18 protein-coding genes are annotated in these 17,592 nt (G+C 73.7%); 6 read left to right on the top strand and 12 right to left on the bottom strand.

Annotated features, from left to right (window positions below):
- Positions 1-18: 18 nt before the first annotated feature.
- The 7 genes from KMS84_RS14265 to KMS84_RS14235 all read right to left on the bottom strand — a co-directional run bounded on the left by KMS84_RS14265 (position 19) and on the right by KMS84_RS14235 (position 6,407).
- The gene (locus KMS84_RS14265) at positions 19-1,524 is read right to left on the bottom strand and encodes an FAD-dependent monooxygenase (RefSeq protein WP_256916579.1); all 1,506 of its coding nucleotides are present in this window, start codon (positions 1,522-1,524) and stop codon (positions 19-21) included.
- A 1-nt stretch (position 1,525) separates the two neighbouring features.
- Positions 1,526-2,467: an aromatase/cyclase gene (locus KMS84_RS14260; protein WP_256916578.1), complete on the bottom strand. Its 942-nt coding sequence runs from the start codon at positions 2,465-2,467 to the stop codon at positions 1,526-1,528.
- Between the two features lie 70 nt (positions 2,468-2,537).
- Positions 2,538-3,323, bottom strand: a complete 786-nt coding sequence (gene fabG / locus KMS84_RS14255; RefSeq protein WP_256916577.1) for a 3-oxoacyl-ACP reductase FabG — start codon at positions 3,321-3,323, stop codon at positions 2,538-2,540.
- Between the two features lie 13 nt (positions 3,324-3,336).
- Positions 3,337-3,609 (bottom strand): phosphopantetheine-binding protein, encoded by a 273-nt coding sequence (locus KMS84_RS14250; RefSeq protein ID WP_256916576.1) that lies wholly within the window; start codon positions 3,607-3,609, stop codon positions 3,337-3,339.
- A gap of 115 nt (positions 3,610-3,724) precedes the next feature.
- A complete protein-coding gene (locus KMS84_RS14245; RefSeq protein WP_256916575.1) occupies positions 3,725-4,054 on the bottom strand; it encodes a TcmI family type II polyketide cyclase in 330 nt (109 codons plus the stop codon).
- A 119-nt stretch (positions 4,055-4,173) separates the two neighbouring features.
- Positions 4,174-4,869 carry an antibiotic biosynthesis monooxygenase family protein gene (locus tag KMS84_RS14240; RefSeq protein WP_256916574.1) on the bottom strand — a complete coding sequence of 232 codons (696 nt, stop codon included), beginning with the start codon at positions 4,867-4,869 and terminating at the stop codon, positions 4,174-4,176.
- Positions 4,870-4,919: 50 nt separating this feature from the next.
- Complete coding sequence (locus KMS84_RS14235; RefSeq protein WP_285893506.1) at positions 4,920-6,407, bottom strand: FAD-dependent monooxygenase; 1,488 nt, start codon at positions 6,405-6,407, stop codon at positions 4,920-4,922.
- A 165-nt stretch (positions 6,408-6,572) separates the two neighbouring features.
- Between KMS84_RS14235 and KMS84_RS14230 the strand changes: the two genes are divergently transcribed.
- Complete coding sequence (locus KMS84_RS14230; protein ID WP_256916572.1) at positions 6,573-7,028, top strand: nuclear transport factor 2 family protein; 456 nt, start codon at positions 6,573-6,575, stop codon at positions 7,026-7,028.
- Positions 7,029-7,201: 173 nt separating this feature from the next.
- Here the strand turns inward: KMS84_RS14230 and KMS84_RS14225 are convergent, their stop codons facing one another.
- The 3 genes from KMS84_RS14225 to KMS84_RS14215 all read right to left on the bottom strand — a co-directional run bounded on the left by KMS84_RS14225 (position 7,202) and on the right by KMS84_RS14215 (position 11,273).
- Positions 7,202-8,167 (bottom strand): 4'-phosphopantetheinyl transferase family protein, encoded by a 966-nt coding sequence (locus tag KMS84_RS14225; protein WP_256916571.1) that lies wholly within the window; start codon positions 8,165-8,167, stop codon positions 7,202-7,204.
- A 101-nt stretch (positions 8,168-8,268) separates the two neighbouring features.
- Complete coding sequence (locus KMS84_RS14220) at positions 8,269-10,083, bottom strand: acyl-CoA dehydrogenase family protein (RefSeq protein WP_256916570.1); 1,815 nt, start codon at positions 10,081-10,083, stop codon at positions 8,269-8,271.
- Between the two features lie 218 nt (positions 10,084-10,301).
- The gene (locus KMS84_RS14215) at positions 10,302-11,273 is read right to left on the bottom strand and encodes an aromatase/cyclase (RefSeq protein WP_256916569.1); all 972 of its coding nucleotides are present in this window, start codon (positions 11,271-11,273) and stop codon (positions 10,302-10,304) included.
- Between the two features lie 734 nt (positions 11,274-12,007).
- Between KMS84_RS14215 and KMS84_RS14210 the strand changes: the two genes are divergently transcribed.
- The gene (locus KMS84_RS14210; RefSeq protein ID WP_256916568.1) at positions 12,008-12,241 is read left to right on the top strand and encodes a DUF6059 family protein; all 234 of its coding nucleotides are present in this window, start codon (positions 12,008-12,010) and stop codon (positions 12,239-12,241) included.
- 68 nt (positions 12,242-12,309) lie between these two features.
- Here the strand turns inward: KMS84_RS14210 and KMS84_RS14205 are convergent, their stop codons facing one another.
- Entirely contained in the window at positions 12,310-13,131 is an 822-nt protein-coding gene (locus tag KMS84_RS14205; protein ID WP_256916567.1) for an AfsR/SARP family transcriptional regulator, read from the bottom strand.
- A gap of 316 nt (positions 13,132-13,447) precedes the next feature.
- Here KMS84_RS14205 and KMS84_RS14200 point away from each other — a divergent pair, with 316 nt between their 5' ends.
- A complete protein-coding gene (locus KMS84_RS14200; protein WP_256916566.1) occupies positions 13,448-13,720 on the top strand; it encodes a phosphopantetheine attachment domain protein in 273 nt (90 codons plus the stop codon).
- A 184-nt stretch (positions 13,721-13,904) separates the two neighbouring features.
- Positions 13,905-15,143, top strand: coding sequence for an AfsR/SARP family transcriptional regulator (locus KMS84_RS14195; RefSeq protein ID WP_256916565.1), 1,239 nt, complete (start codon positions 13,905-13,907; stop codon positions 15,141-15,143).
- A gap of 21 nt (positions 15,144-15,164) precedes the next feature.
- On the opposite strand, the gene KMS84_RS14190 is transcribed toward KMS84_RS14195, so the two are convergent.
- Positions 15,165-15,992 carry an AfsR/SARP family transcriptional regulator gene (locus KMS84_RS14190; RefSeq protein WP_256916564.1) on the bottom strand — a complete coding sequence of 276 codons (828 nt, stop codon included), beginning with the start codon at positions 15,990-15,992 and terminating at the stop codon, positions 15,165-15,167.
- Between the two features lie 265 nt (positions 15,993-16,257).
- On the opposite strand from KMS84_RS14190, the gene KMS84_RS14185 reads away from it, so the two are divergent.
- A complete protein-coding gene (locus tag KMS84_RS14185) occupies positions 16,258-16,599 on the top strand; it encodes a PadR family transcriptional regulator (protein ID WP_256916563.1) in 342 nt (113 codons plus the stop codon).
- Entirely contained in the window at positions 16,596-17,552 is a 957-nt protein-coding gene (locus tag KMS84_RS14180; RefSeq protein WP_256916562.1) for a hypothetical protein, read from the top strand. Before KMS84_RS14185 ends, KMS84_RS14180 begins: the two co-directional genes overlap by 4 nt.
- The last annotated feature ends 40 nt before the right edge of the window (positions 17,553-17,592 follow it).

Below are 17,592 nucleotides of genomic sequence, written 5' to 3'. Positions count from 1 at the left end.
GGGCCGGGGAGCGGCGTGTCAGGGGGACCCGAACCACCGTGCGACGGCCTCGGCGAGCCCGTCCCCGTCGGGTCCGCCCGCCCAGGCGACGTAGCCGTCGGGCCGCACCAGGACGGCGGACGTGCCGTCGAGCGGCGAGCCGGCCGCCGCCCGGGCGGCGACCGTGTCGACGCGGTCGGCGGGGACAGCGTCGACGCGCGGCGGCGGCCCGTCCAGTCCCAGGAGCAGCCCGCGCCCGGAGCGCAGCAGGTCGGCCGCGGTGCAGACGATGTCGCCGGTGCGCAGCCCGACGTGCGGCAGCCGGGCTCCGCGCAGCGGATGGTCGGGGCCGCCGACGTCGTAGCGGACGTCGAGACCGCTGATCATCGCGGCGAGGCGGGCGCGGACCTCTTCGCGCGCGACGAGTTCGGCGAGGACCGTGCGCAGCGGCTCGACCTCGGGGCCGCCCAGGAGCAGCAGGGCCTGGGCGCGGATGTTGGTGAGGACGGCCGCGCCCACCGCGGCGCGTTCGGCGTCGTAGGTGTCCAGGAGGGCGGCGGGGGCGGTGCCGTCGACGGTGGCGGCGAGCTTCCAGCCGAGGTTGTGGGCGTCCTGGAGGCCGAGGTTGAGGGCCTGGCCGCCGATGGGCATCTGCCGGTGGGCGGCGTCCCCGGCGAACAGCACGCGGCCGTGCCGGTAGCGGCTCAGGAGCCGGTTCTCGTCGTCGAAGTGGTTGACCCACAGCGGTGTGCCGCCGGTGATGTCCTCGCCGGTCACCCGCTTCCAGGCGGCGGCGACCTCGTCGTAGTGCGGGGCGCCGGCGCGTTCGCGGGCCGCGGCGCCGAACTCGTGGACCATCACCCGGGTGACGCCCGCGGGGTTGCGGGCGGCGACGGCGAGTCCGCCGGGGAGGCGCTCGAAGCGCCGGTTGGGGATGTCGATGCCCTCGACGTCGGCGCGCAGCAGTTCGCGGGCGGCCGGGACGCCGGGGAAGTCGGCCCCGGTCAGGGCGCGCACGGTGGAGTCCTGGCCGTCGCAGGCGACGAGGAAGTCGGCGCGCAGCGTGACGGGCGTGCCGTGGCGGTCGGCGGCGGCCGCCTCGACGTGCGTGCCGCGGTCGTGCACGGCGTGCAGGGTGTGCCCGCAGCGCAGGTCGGCGCCCAGACCGAGGGCCCACTCCTCCAGGACGGCCTCGGTCCTGGTCTGCGGGACCTTCCACTGGCCGGGGTAGGGGCCGGGCAGCGTCAGGTCCAGGGGGATGCCGCCGAAGTGGCCGCGCGGCTCGCACGGCGGGTCGCCGAGGTCGGCGAGCAGGCCGCGGGTGTCGAGCAGTTCCATGGTGCGGGCGTGCAGCGTGGAGGCGCGCGACTCCGTGGTGGGGCCGTGGCGGCGCTCGACGAGCGTCGCCCGGATGCCGCGCAGGGCCAGTTCGCCGGCGAGGAGCAGGCCGACGGGGCCCGCGCCGACGACGATCACCTGGGTGTCGACCGTCCGGGCGGACCCGGTGGGCGGCGCCGGGTCGTCCCGGCGCGGGGCGGCGGCCATGTCAGCTCTTCCGCTCCGCGTACTCCTTGGCGTGGCCGAGGGTGGCGAGGCTGTTGGTGCTCAGCGCGCTCTGCACGTAGGCGCGGGCGTCGGCGACGGTGGCCTCGGGGCCGAGGATCTTCGCGATGTTGTCGGTGTTGAGGGTGACGGTGTGCTGGGAGCTGGCCGTCGCGCCGTCGCCGCTCTCCTCGAAGATCCACAGGCCGGTGTGCAGGGTCATCAGCGCCGGCAGGGTCACCTGCTTGTAGGCGATGCGGTGGTGGCCGAGGACGACCCGGTAGGACTTGGTGGTGTGCGTCGAGCCGTCCTTGGCGCGGGTGTCCATCTCCAGTTCCTGGAGCCCGGGGGTGTCCTCGGAGAAGCGGACGCGGGCCACGTGGGGGAGCCGCTCGGTCCACCGTGCGGCCTCGTTGACGAAGGCGAAGGCGTCCTTGGCGGAGCCCTCGATCCGCACGGTGTCGGTGAAGGAGAAGGTCAGTTCCTGCGTCTCGGCGGCGTGCGCCCGCTCGACGTTCTCCTTCAGCGCGGCGAGTTCGCTGGTGCTGTTGCGGTCGACGGCCCGCTCGATCCACAGCAGGTCGTGCGGGTCGTCGTCGACGGCCCGGTAGTCGTGCAGCAGCCGCACGCGGGAGGCGCCCTGGTCCAGCGGCTCGACGATCCAGGTCCCGCCCATGGCGGCGACCGGCGGCGCCGGCACCTCCTGGCGGAAGCCGATGCGCAGGGCCTCGGGGTCGAGGACCCGGCGCGAGGTCCACGTCTTGGGCTCGCCGTTGGCGGTGGCCCAGATGCGGATGCGCTCCTCGTTCGCGCCGCTCTCCTCCCGGTCGACGTAGATCGTGGGCGGGAAGATCCGCGGCCAGTTGGTCACCTCCGCGAGGAGGCGGTAGACGGCGGTGGCGGGCGCGTTGATGGTGATCTCGTGCTCGACCTCACGAGTCGTCATGACGGCTTCTCCTCGGTGGTACCGGCGTGCGCGGGGCGGGGAGCAGAAGGCTCCGCCGGGGTGGGCGGGTCTAGAAGTTGCCGAGACCGCCGCAGACGTTGAGGGCCTGGGACGTGATGGACGCGGCGGTGTCGGAGGCCAGGTAGCCGACCAGGCCGGCGACCTCCTGGGGGGTGGAGTAGCGGCCGAGCGGGATCTTGGCCTGGAACTTCGTGAGGATCTCGTCCTCGCTGGTGTCGTAGGCCGCCGCGTAGCCCTGGCGCACCCGCTGCGCCATCGGCGTCTCGACGTAGCCGGGGCACACGGCGTTGACGGTGATGCCGGTCGGGGCCAGCTCGTTGCCGAGGGCCTTGGTGAAGCCGACGACGCCGTGCTTGGAGGCCGAGTAGGGGGCGCCCAGGACGACGCCCTGCTTGCCCGCGGTGGAGGCGATGTTGATGATCCGGCCGCGGTCCTTGCCGCGCATGCCGCCGGTGGTCAGCACCTCCCGGGTCACCCGGAAGACGCTGGTGAGGTTGGTCTCGATGACGTCGTCCCACAGCTCGTCGGTGAGGTCGGCGGTGGGGCCGCCGCCGGAGCGCCCGGCGTTGTTGACGAGGACGTCGACCGTGCCGAACGCGGCGACGGCGCTGCGCACGAACTCCTTGACGGAGTCGGCGTCGCGGACGTCGAGCCGGCAGCCGTCGACGTCGAGGCCCTCGTCGCGCAGCGCCTTGGCGGTGAGCTGCACGGTCTCGGCGTTGCGCGCGCCGATGAAGACCCGGTGGCCCTGTCGGGCGAGCAGGCGGGCGGCCTCCAGGCCGATTCCGCTGGTCGCCCCCGTGACGAGGGCGACCCTTCCGGTGGTGTCGGACATGGGTGTGCTCCCCTCAGGCGGCCTGGGCGGCGGCCAGCAGCTGGGCGTTGACGGCTTCGATCAGGTCGCGCGGGGCGAGCTCGTCGCTGAGGTCGTCGTCGTCCAGGACGATGCCGTACTCGCGCTCGATGCGGCCGCCGGTCTCCAGCAGGGCGATGGACTCGTAGCCGAGCACCTCGAACGCGGTGTCCAGGATGTCTCCGCCGAGGTCGATGTTCTCGTCGGCGCCCGCGGCCTCCAGAAGGATCCGCCTGAGGTCGTCGAGGGTGAACTGGATGCTGGCCATGGGTACTTCCTTCGGTCTCGGGGCGGCTGGCCCCAGCTGATCTGGTTCGTGGTCGCGGGCACGGTGGCCTGGTGTGCCGGCGGGGGCGGGCGGCCCGGCGCCGTGCGCGGCTCGCTCAGGCGGTCGCTTCCCAGCGGTAGAAGCGGTGGGCCATCGCGTCGGCCGGGGAGCGCCAGGTCGCGGGGTCGTAGGGCTCGATGAACGGCTTCAGGTCGTCGCTGACCTTCACGAAGCGCGGGTCGTCCTTGGCGCGCTGGATCAGCTCGCCGCCGTTGTCCTCGTCGAAGTCCTGCAAGTGGAAGTACAGGCCGTTGAAGGCGAACAGCTGGCGCCGCCGGGTGCCCATGCGGTGCGGCATCTCGGTGGCGTCGAACTCGGCGAACAGCTTGGCGACGTCGGCACTCGCACCGGGCGCCATGCGGGCCACGATCAGCGTGCTGTGCATAGGTTCTCGCTCCTTGGCAGGGGTCCGGTGGGTCGCGGCGGGGCGCGTGCGCGCCGCCGGCTCGGTCGCCGCGCGGCCGGGCGGAGGACCGGCCGCCCGCCCGGTGGGGGATGCGGCGGCTACGCGCCCGCGGCGCGGGTGTGCACCACGCGGTAGGTGTTGGAGTCGCCGGCCACGGTCAGCTCGGCGATGCGCTCGTCGTTGGCGCGACGGGGCTCCGGCTTGCGCTCGGCGGGCAGGGAGCGGAAGGCGTCGTAGCTCTCCTTGCTGTCCCACTGCGAGTACACGACGGCGAAGGCGCCCTCGACGAACATGGCGCGCAGCCCCCGGAAGACGCTGTGCGAGCGGTAGCCGGGAACGTTCACCAGCCAGTGCTGGCCCTCGCCCAGCAGCTTGACCAGGTCGGCCTGGTCGGCCTCGGCGACCCGCAGGACCTCGATGACGGTGTAGTCGTCGCGGTCCGGCGAGACCTCGATGCGGCCGGCGAGGTCGGGGTGGGTCTGGGTGAAGACGATCTCGTTCTGCAACAGCCGGATCGCCGTGGTGATCTCCCGGAAGACCGGCAGCGTGCGGTGCTTGAACTCCTCGCCGGAGTACCGCTTCTCCAGGTCCTCGCCGCTGCGCCACTGGATCAGGTTCGCGGTGCCGGGGCTGTCCTGCCCGGCGTGCACGGTGGAGGAGATCCAGCCCTCGTAGGTCGCCGCGTCGACGATCTTGCGCATCTCGGTGAGCAGCTGGTCCTGGTGCTCGGGGGTGTCGGTCGTGAACAGGTTGAGGACGGTCAGGTAGTTGTCCTCGGTGGAGATGATCGGCATGGTTCCTTCGCTTCCTCAAGGATGTGACGTGCGGTGGGCAGGGACCCCGGTCAGTCGGCCGGGCCGAACCAGCGGCGCAGCGCCCTGGTGAGCGGCAGGCCGCTCGCCCCGGCGCCGGCGCCGTCGTGCGGGCCGCCGACCCAGGCGATGTAGCCGTCGGGGCGGACCAGGAGGCCGCCCGGGGCCGCGTCGTCCCCGACGCCCTGGACGGTGACGATGTCGACGCGGTCGGACCAGCCCTGGGCCGCGGCGCGCAGCTCGGCGCTGTCGGCCAGGTCGAGCAGCAGACCGCGCCCGGACTCCAGGAGGGTGAGGACGCTTCGCTTCACGCCGTCGACGCTGACCTGGCGGTCCTCCAGGCGGCGGCCGAGCAGCGGGTGGGAGTCGCCGCCGACGTCGTGGCGGATGTCGAGCCCGGTGACCATGCCCACGAGGTGGCGCTGCACCTCCTCGTGCCGCACCAGCTCGCCGAACACCTGGCGCAGGGGGTCGACTTCGTCACCGCCGAGGTAGAGGGTGCGCTGGGCGAGGGTGTTGGCGAGGATCCGCGCGCCGACCGGGTGGCGCTCGGCGTGATAGGTGTCGAGCAGCCCCTCGGGGGCCCGGCCCTTGAGGTCGAGGGCGAGCTTCCAGCCGAGGTTGACGGCGTCCTGGATGCCGGCGCTCATGCCCTGGGCGCCGATCGGCAGATGGATGTGCGCGGCGTCGCCCGCGACGAACACGCGGCCCTTGCGGTACTCGGCGGCCTGGCGGCTGACGTCGGTGGTGGAGGACACCCACAGCGGCGTGGCGCCGCTGATGTCCTCGCCGGACAGGCGCTGGAAGGCCTCGGCGACCTCCTCGAAGGTGATCGGGCCGGGGCCGGTGCGCAGCGGCTGGGCGCGGTCGTAGTAGATGACGCGGGCGCGGTCCGGGCCGAGCGGCAGCACCATGACCATGCCGCCGGGCACCGGTTCCCCGCTGAAGCGCGGGCGCAGCTGCACGCCGGTGACGTCGGCGAAGCGCAGTTCGACGGTGGGCGCGGTGCCGGGGAAGTCGATGCCGGCGCTGGTGCGCACCACGCTGCGGGCGCCGTCGCAGCCGACGACGTAGCGGGCGCGCAGCGTCGCGGCGCCGTCCTCGGCGGCGATGCGGACGGCGACCCCGTCGTCGTCCTGCTCGACGGCGGTGACCTCGACGCCGCGGCGCACCTCGACACCGCGCTCGGCGACCCAGCCGGCGAGCATGCCCTCCGTCCGCGACTGGGGAATGCCGCGGGCGCCGTAGGAGCCGCCGGGAAGGACGCGGTAGTCGAGCGGCACACCGCCGAAATGACCGAAAGGAATGACGTCGACTTCGCCGATCCGGGAAATCAGACCGCGCTGGGCGAATTCCTCGATCGTGCGCGCGGAGAAGCCGAGGGCACGGGATTCCCGGATGGGCTCGGCAAGCCGGTCGACGACCAGGGCGGAGACTCCATTGAGACTCAACTCACCTGCGAGCATGAGTCCAGTAGGCCCTGCTCCGACTATGATCACGTCCGCGTCAAAGGTATTCATCCGCCCTCTCCCGACTGGTGTTTGACGAGTATTGCCGGGCCACGGGAAGACGGTAAAGAGAAGGTGATACAGGCTTCGCGCATTCCATTACAGAACTCTGTCGGCAATGTCAGATCTTCGGCAGGAACCTGGTCCCGCGAGCGCACCCGGCACCATGCTCGGGCGGTGACTTCCAACCAACTCGCCGCCTCGGCCACGGCAGCCGACGCCGCTCTGGTCGGGGAACTGCTGGGCCGCTATCTGATCGCGCTCGACGACGAGGAACTCGACGACGCCTGGGCCCGGAGCCTGTTCGCCGAGGACGCGGTCGTCACGTTCCCGATGAGCCGCCACACGGGGTGCGCCGGGCTCGCCGAGTGGCACCACGCCTCGCTCGCCGCCTTCGCCCGCACCCAGCACCTGGGCTCGCCGCCGGTGGTGACCGTCGACGGCGACCGGGCCGTGTTCCGCGCCAACGTGCTGACCACGCACGTCCACCATCCGGGCGGCGACCGGCCGCCGCTGTTCCGCGCGGGCACGCTCGCCTCCGGCAGGGCCCGCAGGACCCCGGCCGGATGGCGGATGGACGCGCTGTCCTTCGACGTGCTCTTCACCGAGGGGGAGCCACCACGCCGGCCCTGACCCTCGGGTCCCGGCGCGGCAGGGCGGGGCCCGCTCACGGCCGCCCGGGCACCGCCCCGCACGCCGGTGCCCGCGCGGGGCGGAACCGCACCCGCCGGCCTCGCTGCGGGCCCTCCGACGCCGGCGACCGTTCCCGCCTCTCGCCCCTGCCGCTTCCCGCTTCCCGCCTGGGCTCAGATGTCCACGGTCGGGGAGTCGTCGTCGCGGGGCGGGGTCATCGCCGTGAGCAGGCGTCGGTCCAGCATGGTGCCGACGGAGGTGTCCCCGGCCGGGTCCAGCCCGGCGTCCTGGCAGGCCGCGCTGACGAGGTAGCGGCCGAGGACGGGGTGCGTGGCGAACGCCCACTCGTCGCCGAGGGCCACGGCGCCGTCCGGGGTGCGCAGCCCGCCGAGGGCGAGGTCGAAGCCGAACTCGGTGAACGGCAGCCGCATGCCCTGACCGAGCGCCTTGGTGTAGGCCTCCTTCAGCGTCCACAGCCGCAGCAGGCACGCCCCCTGCCGGTCGGCGGGCAGCGCGTCGAGCTCCGCCGCCTCGGCCGGGGTGCACATCCGCCGCCGCAGCAGGTCCAGGTCGAAGTGCCGGTCGGCGCGCTCGGCGTCCAGGCCCATCCGGCCCATGCGGCTGATGCCCACGGCCATCAGCTCACCGGTGTGCGTCAGCCCCACCTCCACCTGGTCGAGTCCGCGCAGGTACGGGCGGCCGCCGAGCCGGTAGGCGATGTCGATGTCCTCGGGGCCGATGCCCAGCGCGGCCGCCGCGGTGTACTTGATGAGCAGCCGGGAGGCGGCGAACCGGCACCGGACCGCGGGGTCCTGGGTGCCGGCGTAACGGTTCCAGTCGCGGCCGAGCAGCGGCCTCAGCCGCGGCGTGGTGAGCACCGCCGGCATCCACTCGGTCCAGGTCGCGTACGCCACCGTGGCCCCGCGGTCCAGGAGGTTCTCCCGCACCCCCAGCCAGGAGCTGTCGGGGCGCGGGATGTGCACGGGCGGGGCGACGGCGCAGCCGCGCGCGGTGGTGACGACGCCGAGGGCGCTCATGCGCTCCAGGGTGGCGAGGACGCCGACGGTGTCGCGCGCGTCGATGTCGTCCGTGACGCGGCCGCCGCCGCTGCGCACGTCCGGGAACTCACTGTGGTGCATGGCGTTCGCCTCCTTCCGTGGGCCTGACCGCCGGGCGCCGTCCCGGTGCTGCCGGGCCGCCGTCCCCCGCGGAGCCGAATCGTTTCTGTCGAGGTGGGGGCTCATGCGAGCCGCATCCCGTACAGGTCGAAGCCGTGCCCGCGCCGGTACCGGTCCACGAGAGCCGCGGCGAGATCCTGCGCGACGCCGTCCGGCAGCTCGGGCACCTCCAGGCCCAGACGGCGGCCGAACCGGGTCAGCGCCAGCAGCGCCCAGTCGGGTTCGGCGAGCAGGTCGCCCTCGGGAGTGCCGCGGGCGGCGTTCTCGCAGACGGCGAGACAGGCGGCGGCGGCGAGCAGCAGGCAGTACCGGTCGACGAGGACGTACGCGGCCGGAGCGAGCGCCCCGGCGTGCGCCCGCCCCGACAGCGTGGCGCACCGTTCGGCGAGGCTGTGCACCTCGGCGGCGAAGGCGCGGGCCAGATCGGCGAGCGCCGCCCACCGCGGCCCGCGGGCGCGCTTGCCGTCGAGCCGGGCGGCGGCGCCGAGCAGCGCGGCGAGCAGCCCGTCGCAGCCGGCCTGCGGGTCGCGCGGCTCGGCGTCGAGCCGCCGGAAGTCGAGTGCGGCGCTCGGGCCGCCGGGGGTGAAGAGCGCGGCGGGGGCCTCGTGTCCGCTCTCCTCACGCCAGGCGGCGTGCGCCAGGGTGCGCAGGTGGGGGACGAGCACGGCCTGGGTGTCGGCGGTCCCGGCATGTCCGAGACCGGCCACCGGCAGGTCGCGCACGAGCTTCTGGAAGCCGCCGAACTCGGGGCCGCGGTCGTAGCCGCGGGCGCCCAGCACCGCGGCGAGCTCGTCGAGGTCCTCGTGGAGCAGCGCGGACACCGCGTACTTGACGGCGGCCGAGGGGACCAGGGCGTGCTCGGGGGCCAGGTCCAGCAGACGCATCCCGGCGACGGCGAGGCTGTCGCAGGCGAGCAGGTCGGCGAAGACCCCGGCGAGCACCCGGCCACGGCGTCCGCGCAGCACGAGACCGCGGCGGGACTCGCTCAGCGCCCGCACGGCGTAGCGCAGCGCGCTGTCCATCCCCCCGACCAGGGCGCCGCCGGACACCACGGCCCGGCTGACCTGGAAGGTGCGCAGCGCCAGGTAGATGCCCTCGCCGAGCTCCCCGACCAGGGCGTCGGCGGGCACGGGGCACTGTTCGAGGTCCAGGCCGGCGTAGTGGGCGCCGCGCATGCCGTGGGTGCGCGAGCGCGGCAGCCGGTGCACGGCGTGCGCGGGGAGCCGGTCGGTCTCCAGGAGGAACACGGAGTGGCTGTCCGGGCCGTCGCCGGGGGCGGTGCGCACGTAGGCGACGAAGGCGTCGGCGCGGTCGGCGTTGATGACGACCTCCTTGCGGCCGTCCACGACGAACCCGCCGCCCGGCGCGCGGCGCGCGCTGTACTCGCCGCGCAGGATCGCGTTGGCGTGCGCGAACTCCCGGTGCAGGATGGTGAGTCGCCCGCCGTCCAGCAGCCGCCGCGCGGTGGCCCGGCGCTGGCGACCGTCCCCGGCGGCCCACACCACGGACGCGGCGAACAGCGCGGTCGCCCCGGCGCCGAAGCCGAGGGCCACGTCCCGCCGGAACACCGGCCGCAGCACCTGCGCGAGCCCCTCGACGCCGACGAGGCGGCCGCCCAGCGCCGTCGGCACGAACTCGGCGGCCAGGCCGAAACGGTCGAGCAGTTCCTCGGTCGCGGCCGGCGCCTCGCGTCGCTCGTCGGCGTCGAGCAACGCCCGATGGCCGTGCGGGTTGTCGTCGGCGAAGGGATCGCCGAGCAGGTCCTCGATGTACTGGGCCCGCGCGGCGCCGTCACCGTTAACCCGGAGGGAACGGGGGGCGAGGGGACGCACCGCGCCCCCGGGCGCAGCAGCGTCCGCGATCAGGTTGTCATTCACGTGGGACCTCCAACGTCGGTCCGGCCGGCCAGTGCGGGCGGACCGTTCAGCGCGGTGAGCGCGCGAGCGGGGGCGACGACCGGACAGGCCGCGCGGCTCGGACTCGGACTCGGGCTCGGGCTCGGTCGCGGGCTCGCCGGGCGGGCCTGCGCGGCTCAGGCTCTCTGCGGGCAGACCGCGCGGCTCACGCTCCGCGCGCGAGCCGCGTGGCTCGAGGCTCAGCGGGCGAGTGCGCTCTCGGCGTGCTCCGCGGCCATCCGCAGCGCGGCCACGCTCTCCCGTGCGAGCCGTGCGCGCAGCGCCTCCCGCGCGACGCGCAGCGCCTCGGGCCCCTCGCCGTACCGCTCGCGGACACCGTCCTCGTCGAGCACGGCGTGATGCCGTGCGACGACGGTGACCCCTGCGCCCTCGACGTCGGGCTCGACCGACCACTCCCCGGTGTGCGCGGCGAGCAGCGCGGGCTGCTCGGTGTCGCGGATGTCCTTGTAGACGATGCGCCCGGCGTGCGGGAACCCGATCCGCACCGATTCGGTGGTGCGCGTCGTGCCGTCCGCGCCGGACAGTTCGACGGTCATCAGCTGCACCCCGGGGCCGCGCTCGGAGATGCCGATCCGTGTGGCGCCGGGCACGGCGTCGCCGCGGTCGCCGAAGCGGTGCAGGAACTCGTAGACCGGCTCGACGGGCGCGTCGATGCGCACCGACTCCTCGAAGGACAGGACGAGTGCGTCCAGGCGGCGCCAGCGCTCGGCGAGCTGCCGCAGGTTGGCGAGCGCGGCGCGCGTGTTCTCGGTGGTGGCCCGCTTGACCCAGTCGACGTCCGCGCGCGAGTTGTCGGCGACGGCGAAGTCGTTGCGCAGGGTGACCAGGGACTGTTCGGGGCCCCGGGGCTCGATGGTCCAGCTGCCGCCCATGGAGGTCACCGGACGCGGCAGCACCTCCTGACGGAAGTCGACGCGGTGCGCCACGGGGTCCAGGACCCGGCGCGTGGTCCAGGACCTGATCTCGCCGTTGGCGGTGACCCACATCCGCAGCCGCTCCGACTCCCCGTCGAACTCGAGCTGTTCGACGTGGACGGTGGGCGGCAGGAAGACCGGCCAGCGCAGAGCGTCCGCGATCAGGCCGTAGAGCACGCCGGCCGGGGCGTCCACCTCCGTGTGCTGGGCCATGCGGTGCACAGGCGCGAGGTACATCGGCCACACCCCTCTCGTCTCGGACGTCCGGAAGGCCCGCCGGCCACGGCCGCCGTGACCGGCCCGGCCCGTACAGGCTCGCCATGGACTGTGTCCTGATCGGGTGGAGAACGCCTCGGCGGCCGCTCGACCGCCGCTCGAATCCCCAGCACGCGCGCCGCGCCCGCCCCCGCACCACCCGGGCTCGACACCGACTCGACCCGCACCCGACCGTCACACTCGATCCTGCGCCACCCCCCACGACCACCCGAACACCGTCCGGGCAACGGGACGTGATCCGACGTCAGGGCGGGACGCGAAGGGGGAGAGGCGTAGACGGGGGAGTGCCCCACACCCCTCGGCGGACGCCGGTGCACCTCGGCCTGACGGCGGGTGCGGTGCCTCAGGGGCTCGGGGGCCCAGGGCCGCGGGGGTTTCGGGTGCACGGGTGCACGGAGGCGGGAGAGCACGGGGCTCGGGGGCCCGGCAGATGTGGCCCCCGGCAGACGTGACGCGCCGGCCCGCGGAATGCGCGCGCCGACGGGCGATCCCGGGCCGCGGGGTGACCCGAGCCGCGCGGTGGTCCTCGTCGCGGGGCGGTCCAGTCCCGGGGCGGTGCGAGTCGCGGGGCGACCGAGCGCTCCCCATGGATCCGCCGGAGCCCGTCCCGGGCTCGAGGGGATGTCAGGCGCTTCACGAGCGCGCGGGCCGACTCTGACGGCGCGAACGGCGGTCCGCTGCCCGAAGGAGTCGTGATGGCGTTTTCCGGTGCCCGGCGCATGCGACAGGCCGCCCGTGCCCTGGCGGCCTGCTTCTGGCAGTGTCTGGTGGCCGCCGGCGCCGCCCATGTGGCGGGCGAGGCGGCCCGGGCCGATGCCCTCGGGCCGCTCGACGCGCCCCCGCCCGGTCATCCCGAGCGTCTGCGCCCGGACGTGCCCCTGACCTCGCTGGAACGGACCCTGCTGAGGGAGCTGGACCTCGCGGACTGACGTGCCCGGCGGCGCCGCGGTGCTGCGGGGTCAGGCGGTGTTCAGGTCGTCAGGCGGCGTACTGGTCGTCAGGCGGCGTACAGGTCGAAGGTGGAGGTGCGCCGGGGACCGGACACCACGTCCAGCTGGGGGTCGACGGCGAGCATCGCCTGGTGCAGCCGCTGCAACTGCGGCGAGGGCTCCACGCCCAGTTCCTCGACCAGACGGCGGCGCAGCCGGTGGTAGACGTCCAGTGCGGCTGCCTGCCGTCCGGAGCGGTACAGCGCCACCATCGCCTGTGAGTGCAGCCCCTCGTGCTCGGGGTGGCGGGCGGTCAGGTCCATCAGCTCGGCGGTGACCTCGGTATGCCGGCCGAGCCGGAGATCGGCGTCGATACGCCGTTCCCGGGTGACGAGCCGGCTCTCCTCCAGCCGCATCGCCTCGATCTCCAGCACCGGGCCGACGCGCACGTCGACCAGGGCGGGCCCCTGCCACAGATCGAGGGCCTGGCGGTAGGTGCGCGCCGCCGTCTCGTCGTCGCCCTTCTCGAAGGCCTGCTGGCCCTCGGTGACGAGCCGCTCGTAGGCGTGGACGTCGACGGCGTCGGCCGGTATCTGGAGCAGGTAGCCGCCGTGCCGGGTGGCGAGCACGTCCTTGGCGGTGCCGGGGGCCTCGGGTCCCATGGCGGTGCCGAGGCGGCGCCGCAGCTGGAGGATGTAGGTCTGAAGGGTGGTGAGCGCGCTCTGGGGGAGGTCGGGCCCCCAGATCTCCTCCATGAGCGTGGGGACGGGCATGACCCGGCCCGGGTAGAGGGCGAGCAGGGCCAGGATCTGGCGCGGCTTCCCGGCCGTCGGGACGATCGACATCCCGTTGACGTCGGCACTCAGTGGACCAAGAACACAGATCTTCATGGTTTCCTCCCCGTACCTCGACGGCTGTAGTCGGTTTCCGATCCGGTGTGCGCATCGGTGCCCGAGGTTCGTCGATATTGCGCCACGCGGGGGTCGCTCGTGCTTTCCCGCGACACATGTGCGAGGCGCACCGTACCCTGCCGCGACCGGGCCCTCGGATCGTGTCGAGGAATCGTCTAGTGACCTTCTTGCGGAGCCCGTTCCACCGGCTTCCGCCGGAACCCGCTGACATTTCCCTGATACGCCCCTGACCGCTGGGAAAAAGGGATTCCACTGTCTTCTGCGGAACCGAACCCCGCTGTTAGCTTTTCGCGGCATGGAAACCACTGAGAGCACCTCGCGGGCCCGCGGGCAGCTCCCGCCCGCGGGCCCGGACCCGCTGACCCGGCAGCTGTTGCGCCTGATGGCGGCCTCGGACGACCGCCATGCGGGCCGTCGCACGACGGCCTCCGACGAGCAGCCGGCGTGCCAGGGCCTGGATTCGATCACCGTCATGGAACTGGTCAGCGCCTGGCACCGGCGCGGTGTCGAGGTCGGATTTCCCGAGCTGATGTCCCGTCCCGCCCGCGACGGCCGGCACCGCCCGTGACGGCACACGCCGCCTGGCCTGAACTCGACGGAACCCGTAAGTCCGCTGGAGCCGGGTTCGTCTTTTCCCCGCCGTTCGCGTAACGCGTCTATGGTCCCAGGGCCGGAGGAATTGTCCCCCTCCTTTTCCTTTCCCGGTCGGCCGGAAAAGGATCACCGGACGGAGCCCCACCATGGAATGCGACGTGCACTCCCCACCGGTCCTCTCACGGGTCGTTCCCCCCGTCGTTCAACCCGTCGCCTCACCGGTCGTTCCCCTCGCCCCGCAGGGCGCCCCACGGGTCGTCGGGCCCGTCGGGACGAGCCCGGTGGCGGCGGCCGGGCCCGACGCGGGGGAGGGGGCGCGGTTCCGCATCCTCGGCCCGGTCGAGTTCCACGACGAGCGCACGGGCCTGCGCGTCCGGCCTCTGGGGGCCAAGCAGCGAGCCGTTCTGGGCGTGCTCCTGGTGAAGGCGGGACAGGTCGTCTCCGCCCATCGGCTCATCGACGAGGTGTGGGGCGAACACCCGCCCGCGCACGCCGGGAACGCCCTGCAAGCCCATGTGGCCCGGCTGCGCCGGGTGCTGGCGGCGGCGGCCGTCGCCACCGGCGAGCCGCCCCGCGACTGGGTCACGACCCGTTCCCTCGGCTATGTCCTGCGGCTGGGCGGGGCCACCACCGACGCCGACCTCTTCCACCGTCTGGCGGCCGAGGGCCGGGCCGCGGCGGTCGACGATCCCGGACGCGCCGTCGACCTGCTGCGCCGCGCGCTGTCGTTGTGGCGCGGGCCGGCCCTGGAGGGCAGCGTGCGCGGGAGCATCTGCGCGACCGAGGCGGCCCTGCTGGAGGAGAGCCGGCTGACGGCGCTGGAGGCGCTGTACGACGCGTGCCTGCGGACCGGCCGGCATCACGGGATCACGGGCGAACTGGAGGAGCTGGTCGGCGAACACCCCGTGCGGGAGCGCTTCTACGACCTGCTGATGGTGGCCCTGTACCGCTGCGGCCGGCAGGCGGAGGCCCTCGGCGTCTACGACCGGGCGCGCAAGCACCTGGCCCTGGAACTGGGGGTCGAGCCCGGCCCCGTCCTGCGCGGCCGGATGGAGGCGGTCCTCCACCACGATCCGGCGCTCGTCCTTCCAGGCCCCGCCGACCCGTTCCCGGCGGCCGCCCGCCGCCCCCCTGCTGCCCCGGCCCTCTTGGCGGCCGTCCCCCGTCGACCGGCCGCCCCGGCCGTCTCCGCGCCCTTCCCGGCGCCGGACCACTGCCACGAGGCCGCGGTCCTGTCCCTCGTCGACGAGGTCGCCCGTCTGCGCCGCCACGTGGAGCGCCTCACCTCGGAGCAGGAGGCCCTGGTCCGCCGCGTCGACCGGCTGTCGGCCCTGGCGGCGACGTCGTGGTCCTCGACGGCGACGACGTCGTCGGCGACGTCGGTGCGGGCCGGATGACCCCGGCCGCTCCGTTCCGGGTCAGCCCACCCGGACCATCGGCTGCCCGAGGATCTCCGGGTCGCGCGCCGGGACGGTCTCCGGGGTGGCCATCAGGATCGAGCGCTGAAGCCGGCTGAGCGTCGCCGACGGCTCCAGGCCCAGCTCGCGCACGAGCGTGGTGCGCAGGCGTTGGTAGACGTTGAGCGCGTCGCCGCGCCGCCCGGACCGGTGCAGGGCGACCATGAACTGGCCGTGCAGGCTCTCGTGCATGCGGTGCCGGTTCACGAGGACGGTCAGCTCGGAGAGCAGCTCGCGGTGGCGGCCCCGGCGCAGGTCGGCCTCGATGCGCTGGTCGAGGGCGCACAGCCGGGCCTCGTCCAGGCGCTTGACCTCGAGACCGATCCGGCTGCCGGCGGTGACGTCGGCGAGCGCGGGGCCGGTCCACAGGGCCAGCGCCTCGCGCAGCCGCCGGGCCGCGCCGGAGAAGTCGTCGGCGTCCATGGCGCGGTAGCCCGCCCCGGCCTGCTTCTCGAACTCGCGGAAGTCGATCCGGCCGCCGCGGGTGTTCAGTCGGTAGCCGCCGGGGAGGGTGACGAGGATGTCCTTGGCGGTGACGCCCTCCTCGCCCGCCTGGGCCAGCGCCTCGCCGATGAGCTCACGCAGTTGCAGCACGTACGTCTGCAAGGTGGTGCGGGCGCTGCGCGGCGGCTCGTCGTCCCACAGTTCCTCGATCAGGGAGGAGACCTGGACCACGCGGTCCGCGTGCAGGGCGAGCAGGGCCAGCACCTGCCGCGGCTTGGGAGCCGTCGGCGTGACAGAGATGCCGTGCTCGCGTACCGACAGCGCGCCCAAAACCTCGATGTCCACTGTCTCCCCCTTCGTCCGGTGCCGGTTGCGTACGGATCCATGCCGTGAGGACCGCCGCTTGGAAGCTTGGACGGGGTTCCACGGCTCTTGCTTGAGCACGAGTAAAAAACAGCATAGTCGGTTTGTCAATGAGAAGTGCAGATGTCCCCACTCGCGCTCCACCGCCGGCGCGAGCGCTCTCCAAGCCTTTGTGGAGCGCCAGTTGGGCACCGGAGGGGGTAGGGGAATGGCAGATATATATCGGAGCTCGATATATGCTCTCTGCATGACGAGACGGAAGCCGCTCCTGACGGAACCGCAGTACTTCATCCTTGCTGCGCTCATGGATGGTCCGCTGCACGGTTACGGCATCATCAAGGCTGCCGAGCGGGCCACCGACGGGCGGCTCCGGATCGCCGTCGCCACGCTCTACGGCGCGCTGGAGCGGATGGAGCGGGCCGGGCTGGTGGCCGCCGGCCATGAGGAGATCGTGGACGGGCGGGCGCGGCGCTACTACCGGCTCACCGAGGACGGCACCGAGGCGCTTCGCCGGGAGGCGCTGCGGATGCAGCAGGCGGCGGCCGTCGTCATCGAACGCGCGCGGGATGCCGGAGCGGCCCCGGCATGAACCGTCTGCTGCTCGCCGCCTATCCCAGGTCCTACCGCTCCGGGCAGGGGAAGGAGTTGCTGGCCTGCCTGACCGAGGCCTATCCGGACCGCTCCTGGCCGCCGCCGCGGGAAGTCGCCGCCCTGGTGCGCGCCGGGGTGCGGGCCCGCGCCCTCGCCACCGTCGACGACACCACTCGGCCGTGGTGGCTGGACGGCATCCATCTGGCCGCCCTGGCCCTCGCCGCGCTGGCGCTGGTCCCGTACTTGCAGGACGTGTGGCACTGGGCACTGCACATCGACCCCAAAGAGCACGCCATCGCCTTCCACTTCTCCGGCTGGTACCCGTGGGCCGGAGGCCCCACCCGGGTACGGCTGCTGCCCTACGGGCTGCTCCCGCTGGGCTGCCTGGTCGCTCTGCTGCGTGGCAGGGCGTGGGTCGCGCTGCCGGCCGCGGCGGCCATGATCTGGGCCGGCGCCACGTCCCACGGCCGCACCCTCTTCGGAAGCGAGGGCAAGGCGGGCCTGAGCTACTACGGCCTGGGCGCTCCGATAACGGCCCGTGACCTGGTGCTCTCGGGGGCGCTGTGCGCCGCGTGCGCCGTGCTGGCGCTCTGCCGGCCCGGCCGTCTGCGACGCCGCTCGTACCGCTGGCTGGCCCCCCTCGTGCTCGCCATGTACGTGGCCGGAGGCCTGCACGTCATCTCCGTCAGTCCGGCTTTCCAGCGCGGCTTGTTCGTCCTCGAGGTCGCCGCTCTGCTCGGCGCGTGGGTGGCGACGGCGGCCACCGGCGACCACCGCTGGCTGATCCCCGTCGCGGCGGTCGCGAGCGTCCGGACGCAGGCGATCGTCGCCCAGCCGGACGCGTTCATGCAGTCCCTTCCGGACCTGGTCGTTCTCCTCCTCCTGATCGCACCCCTGCCCGCCCTGGCGATCACCGCCCAGCGCCGGCAGGAACAGGCACTCCCCGAATAGGCAGGGGCAGGAACGCCCCGAACAGGAGCGGGCCCCCGGT

The organism is Streptomyces hilarionis (assembly GCF_024539675.1).
In the GTDB taxonomy this organism is placed as follows: Bacteria; Actinomycetota; Actinomycetes; order Streptomycetales; family Streptomycetaceae; genus Streptomyces; species Streptomyces hilarionis.
The sequence above is the reverse complement of the archived record's forward strand: the minus strand, read 5'-3'. Positions and strand labels throughout refer to the sequence as shown.